Below are 14,821 nucleotides of genomic sequence, written 5' to 3'. Positions count from 1 at the left end.
ATCGCTTTGAATTAACGCTTCATCCGCTGATACGCGGAGCCGGGCGGAGTGACAAGCGTCGATATTGCGAGCGCCATTGCGACAAGGAACCGAAAGCCGCCTTCGCGGGCAAGCGAAGGCGGGCGAGCGCGAAGGGTGTTTATTCGTGGATGGTGTAGCTGCCGAGCTCGCAAAGATCCTGCGTGTCTTCGGTGGTGTCGAGGTCCGAGTCTTCGTCGAATTCGAAGCGCATGTCGTATTTGCAGACGGTGCGGCCGTCGGCGATGGTGATGTTCACGGTCTCGCCCGGATTGAGGACATCCTCGCCGAACACGTCTTCTTCCCAGCTGTTGACGCCTGTCGGCGAGCTGTAGAAGCGCGTCAGGACGGACTTGGTCCCGTTGGTGAGCTGGAATTTCAAATCTTCGGCATGCGACGATACGGCGGAGGTGGCGACGATCGCGGCGGCAAGCGCAATCAATCCGGACAGTTTCGATTTCATATATGCAGTTCCCCATAGCCTATGATTAGGCGGAGAAAGACATAGCATATCCGCATCTAAATCTTTCTTAGCGGAGACTATAGATTCCGAAGTAACTGTGTTTTGGCCGTTTCGCCGCGAAGGGGACGTGACAAAGCGTTTGGAAAAGGCGAAGGCCCCTTCATGCGACCCTCCCTCAATCACGGTCTGTCCATATGATAACAGGCGGCCTTCTGGCCGGGCCGGACTTCCTCGGTCGGCGGCATTTCGGTGCGGCAGATGTCGGTCGCCTTCCAGCAGCGGGGAGAGAAGACGCAGCCTTTCGGCGGATTCAGCGGCGAGGGCGGATCGCCCTGTAGGCGGATGCGGGTGCGCAGGCGCGCGAGCTTCGGATCCGGGATTGGGGCCGCAGAAAAGAGCGCCTGGGTATAGGGGTGGGCGGGATGATCGAAGACGGTGGCGCAGTCGCCTGATTCCACCACGCGGCCGAGATAGAGCACCAGCACATCGTCGGAGATCAGGCGCACGACGGAGAGGTCGTGGCTGATGAAGATCAGCGTCAGGCCGAATTCCTTTCGCAGCTTGCGCAGGAGCGTAATGACCTGGCCTTGGATCGAAACGTCGAGAGCCGAAACCGGCTCGTCGCAGACGATGAGCTTCGGTTTGGTGACGATTGCCCGCGCTATCCCGATGCGTTGCGCCTGGCCGCCGGAGAATTCGTGCGGATAGCGGTTGATCATCTCCGGCACGAGGCCGACGGCGCTCATGATTTCGCGCACGCGCTGGGTACGCTCGGCCTTCGAAAGCTTCGTTTCGAAGACGGTCAGGGGCTCGGCGATGATGTCTCCGACCGTCATGCGCGGGTCGAGCGAGGCGATCGGATCCTGGAAGATGATCTGCATGTCGCGCCGCGCGGCGCGCATTTCCTCCTCCGACAGGTCGAGAAGATTGCGGCCCTGCCAGAGGATGCGGCCCTTCTGCGATTTCAACAGCCGCAGGATGGAACGGCCGAGCGTGGATTTGCCGCAGCCGGATTCGCCGACGACTCCGAGTGTGCGGCCTTCGGCGAGATCGAAGCTGACATTGTTGACGGCGGTAAGGAAGACCGGCGGCTTAAAGAGGCCTTTCGCCGGCAGTTCGAACTGGGTGGTGAGGTTTTCGACCCTCAGCAGTGATCGGTCAGCCATGGTTCAGCAACTCCTCACGGCGTGGAAAGGGATGGTAGCAGGCCGCACAGTGGCGCGGTGCCAACGGTTCGAGGGGAGGCGGACGATCGATGCAATCGTCCTGGACCTGCGAACAGCGCGGCGAGAAATTGCAGCCCTTCGGCAGGTGCTGCAGGTTCGGCGGGCGGCCGGGGATGACGACGAGGTGGTCGACATCCTGGTCCGGGCGCGGGATAGAGGCATGCAGCGCCGCCGTATAGGGATGGGCGGGACTATCGAAGAGTTCGTCGACAGGCGCTTCCTCGACGATGCGGCCGGCATACATGACGGCGACGCGGTCGGCGAGGCCGGCGACGACGCCGAGATCGTGGGTGATCATGATGAGCGCTGTGTTCATCTCCGCCGTCAGATCGTTGAAGAGATCGAGGATCTGCGCCTGGATGGTGACGTCGAGCGCCGTCGTCGGCTCGTCGGCAATCAGGAGCTTCGGCTTGGTGAGCAGCGCCATGGCGATGACGATGCGCTGGCGCATGCCGCCTGACAGTTCGTGCGGATAAAGGTGGAAGCGCCGCATCGGGTCGGGAATGCCGACGCGTTTGAGCATGTCGAGGGCAGCGTCCGATGCGGCGCGCGCCGTCAGGCCGCGGTGAACCTCCAGCTGTTCCGTCAACTGCCGGGAAATCTTCAGCGACGGGTTCAGCGCTGTCATCGGGTCCTGGAAGACCATGGCCATGTCCTTGCCGCGGATCTGGTCGAGCCCGCGCGGTTTCAGCGACAGCACGTCCTTGCCTTCGAGCAGTGCCTGTCCCGTCGTTTTGCCGTTCTTGGCGAGAAGGCCCATGATGCCGAGGAAGGTCTGGCTCTTGCCGGAGCCGGACTCGCCGACGATGGCGATGCGCTCGCCGCGCCGGACGGTGAGGTTCATGTTGGACACCGCCTTCACGTCGCCGTCTGGGGTCGCAAAGGTGATCGAGTAATCCTTGAGTTCGAGGAGGATGTCTTTTTCTTGGAGCATTCTATCGATCCTTCGGGTCGAACGCGTCGCGCAGGCCGTCGCCGATGAAAAGCAGGCTGAGCAGCAGGGCGACGAGGAAGCTTGCCGGGAAGATCAGCAGCCAGGGCATGCTTTCCATCGCATCGGTCCCTTCCGCGATCAGCGTGCCGAGCGAGGTCAGCGGTTCCTGCACGCCGAAGCCGAGATAGGAGAGGAAGCTTTCGGTGGCGATGATTTCAGGCACGGTCAGCGCCGCGAAGATGACGACGGGGCCGACGAGGTTCGGGATGATGTGCTTGACAATGATCTTGAACGGCCGCTGCCCGGATGCGCGGGCCGCTTCGATGAATTCGCGATGCTTGATCGACAGCGTCTGGCCGCGCACGATGCGGGCCATGGTCAGCCATTCCAGCGCGCCGATCGCGGCAAAGAGCAGATAGACGTTGCGGCCGAAGATCACCATCAGCAGGATGACGAAAAGGATATAGGGAAGCGCGTACATGATGTCGACGAAACGCATCATGATGGCATCGAGCCTGCCGCCGATATAGCCCGAGATTGCGCCGTAAAGCACGCCGATTACGACCGAGACGATGGTTGCCGTCAGTGCGACTGCCAGCGAGACGCGGGTGCCGTAGAGGACGCGGGCAAGCAGGTCGCGGCCGTTCGGGTCGGTGCCGAAATAATGGCCGGTTTCGATCGAGGGCGGAATGCGGAAGGCGGCCCAATCCGGGTCCTCATAGTTGAAGGGAATGAACCAGGGACCGAGGAAGGCGGCGAGGATCAGCAGCGCCAGGACGGCGATCGACAGGACGGCCGCCTTGTTGCGTCCGAGCCGGCGCAGTGCATCCTTGGTCAGCGAACGGCCTTCGGGCGCGAGGCCCTCCGCCTGCAGCAGTTCCTCGGCGAGCAGCTCGCGTTTTGCGGGGTTGAGGATCATCGGTTTCTCACTTTCGGGTCGAGCCACGCATAGGCGATATCGACGAGAAGGTTCAGGAATACGATCAGCACCATGTAGAAGATGACCGTACCGAGAACCATGCCGTAATCGCGGTTCAACGCCGCATTGACGAAGTAGCGGCCGATGCCGGGCAATCCGAAGATGCTCTCGACAACGAGCGAGCCGGTGAGAAGGTAGCTTGCTGCCGGTCCGAGATAGGAGACGACAGGCATCAGCGCAGGCTTCAGCGCGTGGCGCATTACCGTCAGCCGCGGGCCGATGCCCTTGGCCTTGGCAGTGCGGATGAAGTTCTGGTTCATCACTTCGATCATCGAGCCGCGGGTTATGCGCGAGATGCGCCCGGCATGGGGCAGGGCCAGGACGACGATCGGCAGGACAAGGAATTTGAGCGAGCCGTCACCCCAGCCGCCAACCGGAAACCAGGCGAGATGGATGCCGAAGATCAATTGCAGGATCGGCGCGATCAGGAAGTTCGGCAGCACGACGCCGATCAGGATGAGGCTGCCGAGAATGTAATCCGGCGCCTTGTTCTGATGGAGCGCCCCGAGACAGCCGACGGTCACGCCGACGAGGATGGCGAGCAGGAAAGCGGCCGTGCCGATCGTGAAGGTATAGGGCAGACCGATCATGATCTGCTGAGCGACGCTAAAATCCTCGCTGGAGAAGGAGGGGCCGAGATCGCCCTTGAGCAGATCTCCGACGTAGAGCAGGTATTGCTGGATCAGCGGCTTGTCGAGATTGTAATGGGCCGCGAGATTTTTGAGGATCACCGGCGGCAATGGCCTTTCGCCATCGAAGGGGCCGCCGGGAGCGAGGCGCAGGACGAAAAACGAGGCTGTCACGGCGATCCACATGACGGGGATCGTCGACAGCAGGCGACGGAGAGCATATTTGATCATGGTCGTGGGCCGGTCCTTCCCGCAGTGTGCGGGAAGGACCGTTTTCCCTTACTCTTTCATCGACAGCCAGCGCGTGCGGTGGATGTCCTGAATGTTGTCGACGAAGCCTTCGATCTTCGGCGAAACGACGTTCTTCGAGACATAGTAATAGATCGGCAGGGCGGCGGATTCATCCAGCGCCAGCTGCTCGGCCTTCTTGAAGATTTCGGCGCGCTTCTTCAGGTCCGTCTCGGCGTTGCCGTCCTTGATCATCTTGTCGTAATCGGGGTTAGACCAGCGGCCGTAATTCATCTGGACGCCTGTTACCAGCAGGTTCAGGAAGTTGTCCGGATCGTTGTAATCGGCAAGCCAGCCGGCACGGCCGATTTCCACCTGGCCGCGCTGCATCTGGTCGTAGTGCACCTTCGTTTCGGCATTGACGAGCTCGACATCGACGCCAAGCGGCTTCCACATGGATGCGATCGCGACGGCGATGCGCTTGTGATTGTCATTGGTATTGTAGCTGAGGACCGCGTGGAGCGGCTTATCTGGGCCGAAGCCGGCGTCGGCAAGCAGCTTCTTGGCCTCGGCGACCTTGTCCTTATAGGGCAGGTCCTTCCAGCTGACATAGGCCGGCTCGCCATAGTTCGCAGTGCCCGGCGGTACCCAGGAGTAGGCCGGCAGTTCGCCGGTGCCGAGGATCTGTGGTCCGATCACTTCGCGGTTGATCGCCATCGATAGTGCCTGGCGGACGCGCTTGTCGCTGAAGGGCGGCTTCTGCGAGTTGACGACATAATAATAGAGGCCGGAGAAGGGGGCGACATGCGCCTGGCCCGGCAGGTTCTTCTTCATCCATTCGTACTGGTCGGTCGGGAAGTCGGTGAGGATATCGAATTCGCCGGCGCGGTAACGTTTCAGCGCGGCTTCCTGATCCTCGAGCACGAAGAACTTGGCGCCGTCGATCTTCAGATCCTTGGTGCCGTACCACTGGTCGTTCTTGACTGTTGTGACGTGCGATCCGGGAACCCATTCGACCGGCTTATAGGGGCCGTTGGTGACGATGTTGCCGATCTTGACCCAATCCTGGCCCTTCGCCTCGACGACATGCTTCGGCAGCGGATAGGCCGTGTAGTGCATCAGCGCATTGAGGAAATAGGGAGTCGGATTTTCCAGGGTGATTTCGAGGGTCTTGTCGTCGATCGCCTTGACGCCGAGCTGGCTGAGATCGGTGATCTCGCCCTTGTTGATCTTTTCGGCGTTCTTGATGGTGAACTGCAGATAGGCGTAGTCGGCGGCGTTTTTCGGGTCGACGAGGCGCTGGAAGGCGAAGACGAAGTCTTCTGCCGTTACCGGCTGGCCATCTGACCACTTGATGCCGTCGCGAAGCTTGAAGGTGTAGACCTTGCCATCGGGCGAAATCGTCCAGCTTTCGGCTTGGCCGGGGACCGGATTGTCCTTGGCGTCCTCGGTGACGAGGCCTTCGAAGATGTCGCCGGCGATGCGATTCTCCCAGTCGCCTGAAAGTTTCTGCGGATCGAGTGACTGCGGGTCGCCACCATTGTGAATGTTGAGCGTCGCCGCTTGAGCCGAAAACGCCAGCAATGTGCCAAGCATTGCGGAGGCGAGAAATTTTTTCGCGAAATGGTTCATCGTGGGTCCACCTTCCTAGGCTTTGCGCCTTTATTAGACATTTGTTCCCGGGTTTGACCTTTTACGTGCAGGTCAGTGCGCACCTTATCGCAAAGGCTTTGCGTTGCAACCCCAAATCCGGAGGCTGGTTTGCGGTTGTGGACAAGCCTATATACGGCTCCCTCTTGTTGGATCGCGACGAAGCGTCGCGGCGGTTTCGGCTCCATTCATAACGGCTTCACGTGGTTGTCTTTTGTTTCGTCCGCTTTAGTGTGTCGAGCGCAAACGAGGCAGGAGATGTAGCCGATGGCATTGCAGGCAGACGGGAATGCGGACTGGTGGCGCGGAGCGGTGATTTATCAGGTCTATCCGCGCTCGTTTCAGGACACCAACAGCGACGGGCTCGGCGATCTGAAAGGGATCACCCGCCGGCTGCCGCATATCGCCAGCCTCGGCGTCGATGCGATCTGGCTTTCACCCTTCTTCAAGTCTCCGATGGCCGACATGGGCTATGACGTCTCCGATTATTGCGATGTCGACCCGATTTTCGGCACGCTCGCCGATTTCGACGAGATGATGGCCGAGGCGCACAGGCTCGGCATCAAAGTCATCATCGACCAGGTGATCTCGCACACCTCCGACCGACATCCCTGGTTCGTCGAGAGCCGGGCGAGCCGGAGCAATCCGAAGGCGGACTGGTATGTCTGGGCCGATCCGAAGCCCGATGGGACGGCGCCGAACAACTGGCTGTCGATCTTCGGCGGCCCGGGCTGGGAATGGGATGGCGTGCGCCGGCAATATTACCAGCACAATTTCCTGACTTCGCAGCCCGATCTCAATTTCCACAGCGCAGAAGTGCAGGAGGCGGTGCTGGAGACGGTAAAGTTCTGGCTCGACCGCGGTGTCGACGGCTTCCGGCTGGACACGGTTAACTATTATTTCTGCGACAGAGAGCTCAGAAGCAATCCGCCGCACGAGCCCGATACCAGTGATGGGGGCCTTGATGCGCCCGACACCAATCCTTACGGCATGCAGAACCACCTCTACGACAAGACGCAGCCGGAAAATATCGGCTTCCTCAAGCGTTTTCGGGCGCTGCTCGACCGCTATGAAGATCGCACGACCGTCGGCGAAGTCGGCGACGGTGCTCGCTCGCTGAAGACGGTGGCCGCCTATACGAGCGGCGACAACAAGCTGCACATGTGTTACACCTTCGATCTGCTGGGGCCTGATTTCACCGCCGCGCATATCCGCGGCTGCGTTGAAGCCTTCCAGAAATCGGTGACCGACGGTTGGGTCTGCTGGGCTTTCTCCAATCATGACGTCATGCGCCATGTCAGCCGGTTTGCACTGACCGAGGAGGAGCGGCCGGTTATCGCCAAGCTCGCGATCTCGGTACTTGCGGCGCTGCGCGGTTCGATCTGCCTTTATCAGGGCGAAGAGCTCGGACTAGCGGAAGCGGAGCTTGCCTTCGAGGATCTGCGCGATCCCTACGGCATCCGCTTCTGGCCGGCCTTCAAAGGCCGCGACGGATGCCGCACGCCGATGCCCTGGGAGGCCGGCAAGGCGCATGCGGGCTTCACCTCGGCTGAAAAGAGCTGGCTGCCGGTGCCTTACGAGCAGGCTGCGCTTTCCGTTGATACGCAGGAGGATAGCGACAGCTCGGTACTGCACCACTACCGCCGGACGCTGGCCTTCCGGAAGAGCCACCCCGCGCTGATCGACGGCGAGATGACCTTCATCGGCACCAATCAGGACCTGCTCGCCTTCACCCGCGAAAAGGACGGAGAGAAACTGCTGTTCGTTTTCAATCTGACGCGCAAACCGGCGGAATTCCGCCTGCCTGACGGCATGGCATTCGGAGAGCCCTTGGCCATGCCGGGCTACGAGGCTGTGGACGATGCCGGAACGGTGACGCTTGGGGCGCTGGACGGGTTTTGTGCGCGCGTTGGTGGCCTTTCGAAGCTGCTCGGGAGGGTGCCCGTTGCGAAACCTGTCGAGGGTGAATTGCCGGAGGCCTGGCAGTAAGCATCCCCAACCCCGGCGCTACTCACCCGATAAGCGCGAACTTGTCCACGTCCACCATGCCGCGGTCGGAAATCTTCAGATGCGGGATGACGGGCAGCGGCAGGAAGGCCAGTTGGAGGAAGGGTTCTTCCAGCGTGGCGCCGAGTGCCAAGGCGGCCTGGCGCAGATTGTGCAGCGTGTCGCGCACTGTCTCGTAAGGCTCGATGCTCATCAGGCCGGCGACGGGTAGGGCGATTTCGCCGGTGATCTTGCCGTCCTCAACGACGACGAAGCCGCCCTTGATCTCTCCGAGGCGATTCGCTGCGCGCGCCATGTCGTCCTCGTTGACCCCGACGACGCAGATATTGTGGCTGTCATGGCCGACGGTGGAGGCGATCGCACCCTTCTTCAGGCCGAAGCCTTGGACGAAGCCATTGGCATGATTGCCGTTCTTGCCGTGGCGCTCGATGACGGCGACCTTGATGATGTCGTTGATTAGATCGACCGTCGTCTCGTTGCCCTTGGTCGGCAGGCGGTAGCGGCGATGCTCGGTGATGATCTTGCCGGGCATGACGCCGATGACCGATGTTTCGCCCTCGGCGACCGGCACGCCGAAATGGGCGGCATTGACCGGCCGGGCCTTGACGCTGTCGAGACCGATCGGGGCGACCGGTTTGCGCGTGGCAAAAAGTGCGTCGGTGACACGGCGGCCGGCGGAAAAAACCATCTCTGCACGGCAGCTTTGCAGGCTGTCGAGAACCACGAGATCGGCGCGCCAGCCCGGCGCCACCAGGCCGCGGTCTCTAAGGCCGAAGGCGCGGGCGGCAGAGATCGAGGCGGCGCGGTAGATGGCGAGCGGCTCGACGCCGCTCGCGATCGCCGTGCGAACCATATGATCGAGATGGCCCTGTTCGGCGATATCGAGCGGATTGCGGTCGTCGGTGCAGAGCGCGAGGTAAGGTGAAAGCCGCTCGGTGATGATGGGGATCAGCGCGGCGAGATCCTTGGAGACCGAGCCCTCGCGCACCAGGATGTGCATGCCCTTGCGAATCTTTTCCAGCGCCTCGGTGGCGCTCGTGCACTCATGCTCGGTGCGGATGCCGGCCGAGAGATAGCCGTTGAGGTCGTTGCCGGAAAGAAGCGGCGCGTGGCCGTCGATATGGCCGCCCTGGAAGGCGTCGAGCTTGGCCATGCAGACGGGATCCTTGTGAATCACACCGGGGAAATTCATGAACTCGGCAAGGCCGATCACCTTGGGATGATCGCGGAAGGGCAGCAGGCGCCCGATTGGCAGGTCGGCGCCCGAAGTTTCAAGATGCGTTGCCGGCACGCAAGAGGAGAGCTGGACGCGGATGTCCATGATCGTCTCCAGCGCGGATTCGAGGAAGAATTCGATGCCCTCGGCACCGAGCACATTGGCGATCTCGTGCGGATCGCAGATGGCGGTGGTGACGCCATAGGGCACGACGCAGCGATCGAATTCATGCGGCGTCACCAGCGAGGATTCGATGTGCAGATGTGTGTCGATGAAGCCGGGAACGACTGTTCTGCCAGATATATCGATCTCGGTCTCGCCCCTATAGTCGCCTGAAGTCCCGACGATGCGGTCGGCGCCGATGGCGATGTCGGAGCGGACGATTTCGCCGGTGACGAGATCAAAGAAGCTGCCGCCCTTCAGCACGATGTCGGCGGGGATACGGCCTACACCCTGGTCGATGAGACGTTCGAGCTTGGTGGTCATGGTCTACCTCTTCGACTGGTTTCTGCTGCTGCTGTGATAAGCGCGGAAAAACTCTTGGTTATATTTCGGGCCGCTTCCGACTTGACCGTGGCAATGCTAGTGAAGCCAGAATACAGATGCTAATTCCCAACTCAAGGTCATGATATGAAAGCAATTATTTCGGCCGCCTGTGCGGCTGTTCTTTTGTTGAGCGGTTGTGAAACGACGAAGACCGCGCAAAATTCGGTTACCTTCAAGACTGACAAATACGGAAAGGTCGCCAGCGTCACGTTGGCAAAGCCGTCTGGAAGCGAGGCTATGGATGCGAGCCTCAAGCGTAGTGTCCTTGCCCAATTCCATACAATCGTTCCAAGACCTCTGCCCGATAGAACCTATAGCCAGCCATTGGTTCTCACTACACCAACCACGCTGGAGGATTACATGCGCGGTGATCTGAAGAAGACGAACTGACGCCCAAATACAAATCGGGCGCCGCAAGGCACCCGATCCTGTTTCACGAGATCCGTGAACTACTCGGCAGCGACGATCTTCCCGCCTTCCCACTTGTAGAGCGAGAAGCTCTGCGAGGTCAGGTCGCCGGTCTCGCCGTAGGTGAGCTTGCCGATGGCGGTCGGAACCTCCATGCCGCCCTTCAGAGCAGCCGCGACGGCTTCGGCATCCTCGGCGCTGCCGGCCTTTTCGATGCCGGCTTTCAGAACTTCCACCGCGGCGTAGGCGTTGAGCGTGAAGGCTTCGGCCGGGATGTTCTTGGCGGTAAGCGCTTGGGCGGCAGCCTTTGAGTCCGGATTCTTGGTGGCATCTGACGCATTGGTGAACAGCGTGCCTGCTGCCGCATCGGTGCCAATCGCCCAGAATTCGGTATTCGAGAGGCCGTCGCCGCCGATGATCATCGCGTTGGCGGAGAGGTCATGCAACTGGCGGGCGAGCAGGCCGCCTTCCGGGTGGTAGCCACCGAAATAGACGATGTCGACCTTTTCGGACTTGATACGGGTGGTGAGCGCGCTGAAATCCTTGTCGCCAGGTGTGATCGCGTCATTGACGACTTCGGTGATGCCGCCGGCATTCAGCGTCGCCTTGAAGGCGTCGGCAAGACCCTTGCCGTAGGCACCCTTGTCGTTGACGATGGCAATGCGTTTGTCCTTGAAATTCTTCAGCACGTATTTGGCGGCGACTTCGGCCTGCTGATCGTCGCGGCCGCAGGTGCGCAGCACGTTGGCGAGGCCGCGCTTGGTGAGGTCGGGGGCTGTGGCGGTCGGGGTGACCATCAGCACGCCGTTTTCAGCCAAAACATCCGACACGGGGATAGCAACGCCCGATGTCACCGGGCCGACGACAAAGCGGATGCCGTCGCCGACAACCTTGTTGGCGGCGGAAACGCCCTGCTTCGGTTCGCCGGCATCGTCGGCCAGTTCCAGCACGACTTTCTCACCGAGAATGCCGCCCTTCTTGTTGATCTCATCGACGGCAGTCTGAGCGCCGTTCTTCACCTGGTCGCCATAGGCGGCGACGGGGCCGGTCAGCGGCGCGATCAGGCCGATGGTGATATCGGCATGAGCAAGGGGCGCAAAGGCCAGTGACGCGACGAGGGCCGCCGTCAATGTCTTGAGGGTCATTGTCTGTCTCCTTGGATGGGGTCTTCGACCCGCGATGATGTGCCGCGCCGGCTTTCCCGATCATTCAACAGCCTCCAGAGGCTGGGCCAAGGACGACCGGTAACGGTGCGATCAGCGAACCCGCCGGCCATGTTTGACTCGGGGAGGGCTCATGGCAAGATTTCTAGAAATTTTGATGAGCTTGCGCAAGTTCATAACAAAATGGAAGGAAATTCGGCTGATCCGGCCGAAAATTCAGCCGGAACGGATCAATTCCTTCGGTTTTTGCATGGTTTTCAACGGCGAGGTGGCGAATGGTCACGGCCTGCCCCCGGACAAAATTACATCCGTAAGGTTGTCTTTAACTTTCCTATTAACCGATAGTTTGGCCAATGGCAGTAGTATCCAGGAGACCCCGAATACCGCCGTATTGAAACAGAGAACTATACAAAGAATTAGATAGACCTATCGGGAAACAGAGATCTGATGCTCAAGCGTATCGACGCCGGTCAGGTGTGTATCGGAATGTTTGTGGAGGTTATCGAGGGCCTGTGGCAGGATCCGTTTTTGTGCAAGCGCAGATTTTCCCTGCGGCGCGAAGTCGATGCTGCAAGAATTCGTAAATGCGGCACTGCCAGCGTCGTCATCAATACCAGCAAGGGGCTCGATACCAACGGCCTGCCGGGCCGTGACGTCGAGATCGACATTCAGGCCGCGCGAGAGACCGTCCAGAAATCAGTGCAGTTGTTGGAAGAGGCTTTCGTAAAGCTGCGAAACGGCGATGGAGTCAGCATAGATCACGTGGCGCCGGTGATTTCGTCCGTCTCCAAGTCGATGGATGAGAACCCCGCGGTGTTCCTGAGCGTCACGCGCCTGAAATCAAAGGACGAGGTAACCTTTTTGCATTCCATTTCGGTGAGCGCGCTGATGATCCTTTTCAGCCGCCATCTCGCACTCGACGAGCATACAATTCAGATGCTCGGCACCGCGGGTTTGCTGCACGATGTCGGCAAGCTTGAAGTTCCGCTTGAGGTGCTGAACAAGACGGGGCCCCTGGAAAAGGATGAGATCGGCTTACTTCGGGGCCATCCGGAGAAGGGGCACGCGATCCTGTCGCGGCAGGAGGGCATGTCGGACATCGTTCTCGACGTATGCCTCAATCATCACGAACGTATCGACGGCAAAGGCTATCCGCGCAGTTTGCCCGCCAGCGAGGTGAGCCTCCACGCGCGGATGGCCACGATCTGCGATGTGTATGACGCCATTACCTCTGTGCGGCCATATAAGGCGCCGTGGAGTGCCAGCCAGGCACTGAAATGGATGTTCGGCGCCGAGGGGCATTTCGATCGCCAGCTCCTGAAAAAGTTCGCACTCTGCCTTTCCGTCGCCTCTGTGAGCTGAGGTTTGCATTTTCAGACGAAAAGACCCGCGAGAACATTGTCCATCGCGGGTCTTTGGTACTGAGCCTCGTGAGCGTCTTCAGATGTTGTTCTGAAGGATGGTCCTCAGCTTGCCGAAGAGTTCGTCGATATGCTGCTTCTCGATGATCAGCGGCGGGGAGAGTGCGATGATGTCGCCGGTGGTGCGGATCAGAAGCCCGCTCTCATAGGCCTTCAGGAAGGCGGTGAAGGCGCGTTTCGTCGGCTCGCCGGCGATCGGGTCGAGTTCGATTGCGCCGATCAGGCCGGTGTTCCTGATGTCGATGACGTTGGGGCAGTCCCTGAGCGAATGCAGCGCGTCGGCCCAATAATCCGAAAGCTCGGCGGCGCGGGTGAGCAGACCTTCTTCCTTGTAGGTGTCGAGCGTGGCGAGGGCTGCAGCGGAAGCGATCGGGTTGCCGGAATAGGTATAGCCGTGGAAGAACTCGATCATGTGCTCCGGCCCGTTCATGAAGGCGTCATGGATCTCGGAGGTGACGAACACCGCGCCCATCGGAATGACGCCGTTGGTCAGCCCCTTGGCGGTGGTGATCATGTCGGGCTTGACGTCGTAATATTGCGCGGCGAAGGGGGCGCCGAGACGGCCGAAGCCGGTGATGACTTCGTCGAAGATCAGAAGGATGCCGTGTTTGGTGCAGATCTCGCGCAGCTTCTGCAGGTAGCCCTTCGGCGGAATCAGGACGCCGGTGGAGCCGGCCACCGGCTCGATGATGACGGCGGCGATGGTGGAGGCGTCATGCAGCGTGACGATGCGCTCGAGTTCGGTGGCGATGTCGCCGCCATGCTCGGGTTCGCCGCGGGTGAAGTTGTTCTTGCCGGGCTGGTGGGTGTGCGGCATGTGATCGACACCGGTCAGGAGCGTGCCGAACATCTTGCGGTTGGCGACGATGCCGCCGACGGAGATGCCGCCGAAATTGACGCCGTGATAACCGCGCTCGCGGCCGATCAGGCGGAAACGCGAACCGTTACCTTTCACGCGGTGATAGGCAAGCGCCACCTTGAGGGCAGTCTCGACGGATTCGGAACCGGAATTGGTGTAGAGGACGTGGTTCATGCCTTCCGGAGCGATATCGACCAGGCGGTTCGCCAGTTCGAACGCTTTGGGATGGCCGAGCTGGAAAGCCGGCGCGTAATCGAGTTCGCCCGCCTGTTCGCGGATGGCTTCGGTGATTTTCGGGCGGCAGTGGCCGGCGTTGACGCACCAGAGGCCAGCGGTACCGTCCAACACCTGACGACCGTCATGGGTGGTATAATACATGTCCTTGGCGCCGACGAATAACCGCGGCTCCTTCTTGAACTGGCGATTTGCCGTGAATGGCATCCAGAAGGCACGAAGATCGTTCGGTGCATTGAGGCGGTTGGACATGCTGTTCTCCTGGCCGTTGGCGGCCCGTTCCCGGGGGCTTGTCGCCCGAATTTTTACTGCCCGGTCAAATTATCAGGGCTTCCCAACGCGTCAACGAGAAAAGTCCCGACAAAAGCACGACCGGCAAATCGCGAGATTTGCCGGTCGTTTTGAGTTCACCTGCTGGAATACGTGCCGCGACTTCGTGTGAGCATTTCCTTCGGCGCGGCAGCGGCCAACGCTTATGTCAGCGCTATCATCAGGCTGCGGATCTGCTTCTGCTCGGAACGAGGTAGATGTCTTCGAGCGTCGCCAGGATCTTCATGACGGGCTCGGAAGTACTCGAATAGTAGATGGTCTGGGCGTCGCGGCGGGTCTTGACCAGCTTCTGCGCGCGCAGTTTCGAAAGGTGCTGTGAAAGCGCCGACTGGCTGAGGCCGACTTGTGTGGCAAGCACGCCGACGGCGACTTCACCCTTCACCAGGCTGCACAGGATCAGCAATCTTTTGGGATTGGCCATGGCTGACAATAGTGCTGCCGCCACATTCGTGTGGTCAGCCAAATCGGGGGTTTCCATATTGTTATCTTCCTAATGCGAAACGTACATCA

Annotated in this window: 14 protein-coding genes; 4 read left to right on the top strand and 10 right to left on the bottom strand. The window is 60.4% G+C overall.

The features are described 5' to 3' along the window. Positions 1–139 precede the first annotated feature (139 nt). The 6 genes from AMK02_RS15675 to AMK02_RS15650 all read right to left on the bottom strand — a co-directional run bounded on the left by AMK02_RS15675 (position 140) and on the right by AMK02_RS15650 (position 6,109). Complete coding sequence (locus AMK02_RS15675; RefSeq protein WP_064804189.1) at positions 140–481, bottom strand: hypothetical protein; 342 nt, start codon at positions 479–481, stop codon at positions 140–142. Positions 482–660: 179 nt separating this feature from the next. After that, positions 661–1,647 (bottom strand): ABC transporter ATP-binding protein, encoded by a 987-nt coding sequence (locus tag AMK02_RS15670; RefSeq protein ID WP_064804187.1) that lies wholly within the window; start codon positions 1,645–1,647, stop codon positions 661–663. Then, on the bottom strand, positions 1,640–2,641 hold the full coding sequence (locus AMK02_RS15665) for an ABC transporter ATP-binding protein (protein WP_064804185.1): 1,002 nt from the start codon (positions 2,639–2,641) through the stop codon (positions 1,640–1,642). The genes AMK02_RS15670 and AMK02_RS15665 overlap by 8 nt, the downstream gene beginning before the upstream one ends. Position 2,642: 1 nt before the next feature. Then, positions 2,643–3,560 carry an ABC transporter permease gene (locus AMK02_RS15660; protein WP_064804183.1) on the bottom strand — a complete coding sequence of 306 codons (918 nt, stop codon included), beginning with the start codon at positions 3,558–3,560 and terminating at the stop codon, positions 2,643–2,645. Next, positions 3,557–4,480, bottom strand: a complete 924-nt coding sequence (gene oppB, locus AMK02_RS15655; RefSeq protein WP_064804180.1) for an oligopeptide ABC transporter permease OppB — start codon at positions 4,478–4,480, stop codon at positions 3,557–3,559. The genes AMK02_RS15660 and oppB overlap by 4 nt, the downstream gene beginning before the upstream one ends. Positions 4,481–4,528: 48 nt before the next feature. Next, complete coding sequence (locus AMK02_RS15650; protein WP_064804178.1) at positions 4,529–6,109, bottom strand: peptide ABC transporter substrate-binding protein; 1,581 nt, start codon at positions 6,107–6,109, stop codon at positions 4,529–4,531. 285 nt (positions 6,110–6,394) lie between these two features. Between AMK02_RS15650 and bglA the strand changes: the two genes are divergently transcribed. After that, the gene (bglA, locus tag AMK02_RS15645) at positions 6,395–8,116 is read left to right on the top strand and encodes a beta-galactosidase BglA (RefSeq protein ID WP_064804176.1); all 1,722 of its coding nucleotides are present in this window, start codon (positions 6,395–6,397) and stop codon (positions 8,114–8,116) included. Between the two features lie 22 nt (positions 8,117–8,138). Here bglA and ade read toward each other — a convergent pair whose 3' ends face one another. Continuing rightward, positions 8,139–9,836: an adenine deaminase gene (ade, locus tag AMK02_RS15640; protein ID WP_064804175.1), complete on the bottom strand. Its 1,698-nt coding sequence runs from the start codon at positions 9,834–9,836 to the stop codon at positions 8,139–8,141. Between the two features lie 144 nt (positions 9,837–9,980). On the opposite strand from ade, the gene AMK02_RS15635 reads away from it, so the two are divergent. Beyond that, entirely contained in the window at positions 9,981–10,286 is a 306-nt protein-coding gene (locus tag AMK02_RS15635; RefSeq protein ID WP_064804173.1) for a TonB C-terminal domain-containing protein, read from the top strand. Positions 10,287–10,345: 59 nt separating this feature from the next. Here AMK02_RS15635 and AMK02_RS15630 read toward each other — a convergent pair whose 3' ends face one another. Beyond that, entirely contained in the window at positions 10,346–11,449 is a 1,104-nt protein-coding gene (locus AMK02_RS15630; RefSeq protein ID WP_064804171.1) for a branched-chain amino acid ABC transporter substrate-binding protein, read from the bottom strand. Between the two features lie 151 nt (positions 11,450–11,600). On the opposite strand from AMK02_RS15630, the gene AMK02_RS15625 reads away from it, so the two are divergent. Both AMK02_RS15625 and AMK02_RS15620 read left to right on the top strand, forming a co-directional pair. Continuing rightward, positions 11,601–11,891 (top strand): hypothetical protein, encoded by a 291-nt coding sequence (locus tag AMK02_RS15625; RefSeq protein WP_064804169.1) that lies wholly within the window; start codon positions 11,601–11,603, stop codon positions 11,889–11,891. A gap of 23 nt (positions 11,892–11,914) precedes the next feature. Continuing rightward, the gene (locus AMK02_RS15620) at positions 11,915–12,829 is read left to right on the top strand and encodes an HD-GYP domain-containing protein (RefSeq protein ID WP_064804167.1); all 915 of its coding nucleotides are present in this window, start codon (positions 11,915–11,917) and stop codon (positions 12,827–12,829) included. A 78-nt stretch (positions 12,830–12,907) separates the two neighbouring features. Here AMK02_RS15620 and AMK02_RS15615 read toward each other — a convergent pair whose 3' ends face one another. Both AMK02_RS15615 and AMK02_RS15610 read right to left on the bottom strand, forming a co-directional pair. Beyond that, complete coding sequence (locus tag AMK02_RS15615) at positions 12,908–14,233, bottom strand: aspartate aminotransferase family protein (RefSeq protein ID WP_064804165.1); 1,326 nt, start codon at positions 14,231–14,233, stop codon at positions 12,908–12,910. Positions 14,234–14,471: 238 nt separating this feature from the next. Next, entirely contained in the window at positions 14,472–14,789 is a 318-nt protein-coding gene (locus AMK02_RS15610) for an ArsR/SmtB family transcription factor (protein ID WP_064684394.1), read from the bottom strand. Positions 14,790–14,821 lie beyond the last annotated feature (32 nt).

This window comes from Rhizobium sp. N731, assembly GCF_001664145.1.
Taxonomy (GTDB): Bacteria; Pseudomonadota; Alphaproteobacteria; order Rhizobiales; family Rhizobiaceae; genus Rhizobium; species Rhizobium esperanzae.
Note: the sequence above shows the minus strand (reverse complement) of the source record. Positions and strands in the feature narration are given on the sequence as shown.

What these genes read in the sequence shown, in the direction of transcription:
- ade (WP_064804175.1), bottom strand. Translation starts at nt 9,836, where the DNA reads ATGACCACCAAGCTCGAACGTCTCATCGACCAGGGTGTAGGCCGTATC.
- AMK02_RS15610 (WP_064684394.1), bottom strand. Translation starts at nt 14,789, where the DNA reads ATGGAAACCCCCGATTTGGCTGACCACACGAATGTGGCGGCAGCACTA.
- AMK02_RS15670 (WP_064804187.1), bottom strand. Translation starts at nt 1,647, where the DNA reads ATGGCTGACCGATCACTGCTGAGGGTCGAAAACCTCACCACCCAGTTC.
- AMK02_RS15650 (WP_064804178.1), bottom strand. Translation starts at nt 6,109, where the DNA reads ATGAACCATTTCGCGAAAAAATTTCTCGCCTCCGCAATGCTTGGCACA.
- AMK02_RS15615 (WP_064804165.1), bottom strand. Translation starts at nt 14,233, where the DNA reads ATGTCCAACCGCCTCAATGCACCGAACGATCTTCGTGCCTTCTGGATG.
- AMK02_RS15665 (WP_064804185.1), bottom strand. Translation starts at nt 2,641, where the DNA reads ATGCTCCAAGAAAAAGACATCCTCCTCGAACTCAAGGATTACTCGATC.
- bglA (WP_064804176.1), top strand. Translation starts at nt 6,395, where the DNA reads ATGGCATTGCAGGCAGACGGGAATGCGGACTGGTGGCGCGGAGCGGTG.
- AMK02_RS15635 (WP_064804173.1), top strand. Translation starts at nt 9,981, where the DNA reads ATGAAAGCAATTATTTCGGCCGCCTGTGCGGCTGTTCTTTTGTTGAGC.
- AMK02_RS15675 (WP_064804189.1), bottom strand. Translation starts at nt 481, where the DNA reads ATGAAATCGAAACTGTCCGGATTGATTGCGCTTGCCGCCGCGATCGTC.
- AMK02_RS15620 (WP_064804167.1), top strand. Translation starts at nt 11,915, where the DNA reads ATGCTCAAGCGTATCGACGCCGGTCAGGTGTGTATCGGAATGTTTGTG.
- AMK02_RS15625 (WP_064804169.1), top strand. Translation starts at nt 11,601, where the DNA reads ATGGCAAGATTTCTAGAAATTTTGATGAGCTTGCGCAAGTTCATAACA.
- AMK02_RS15630 (WP_064804171.1), bottom strand. Translation starts at nt 11,449, where the DNA reads ATGACCCTCAAGACATTGACGGCGGCCCTCGTCGCGTCACTGGCCTTT.
- oppB (WP_064804180.1), bottom strand. Translation starts at nt 4,480, where the DNA reads ATGATCAAATATGCTCTCCGTCGCCTGCTGTCGACGATCCCCGTCATG.
- AMK02_RS15660 (WP_064804183.1), bottom strand. Translation starts at nt 3,560, where the DNA reads ATGATCCTCAACCCCGCAAAACGCGAGCTGCTCGCCGAGGAACTGCTG.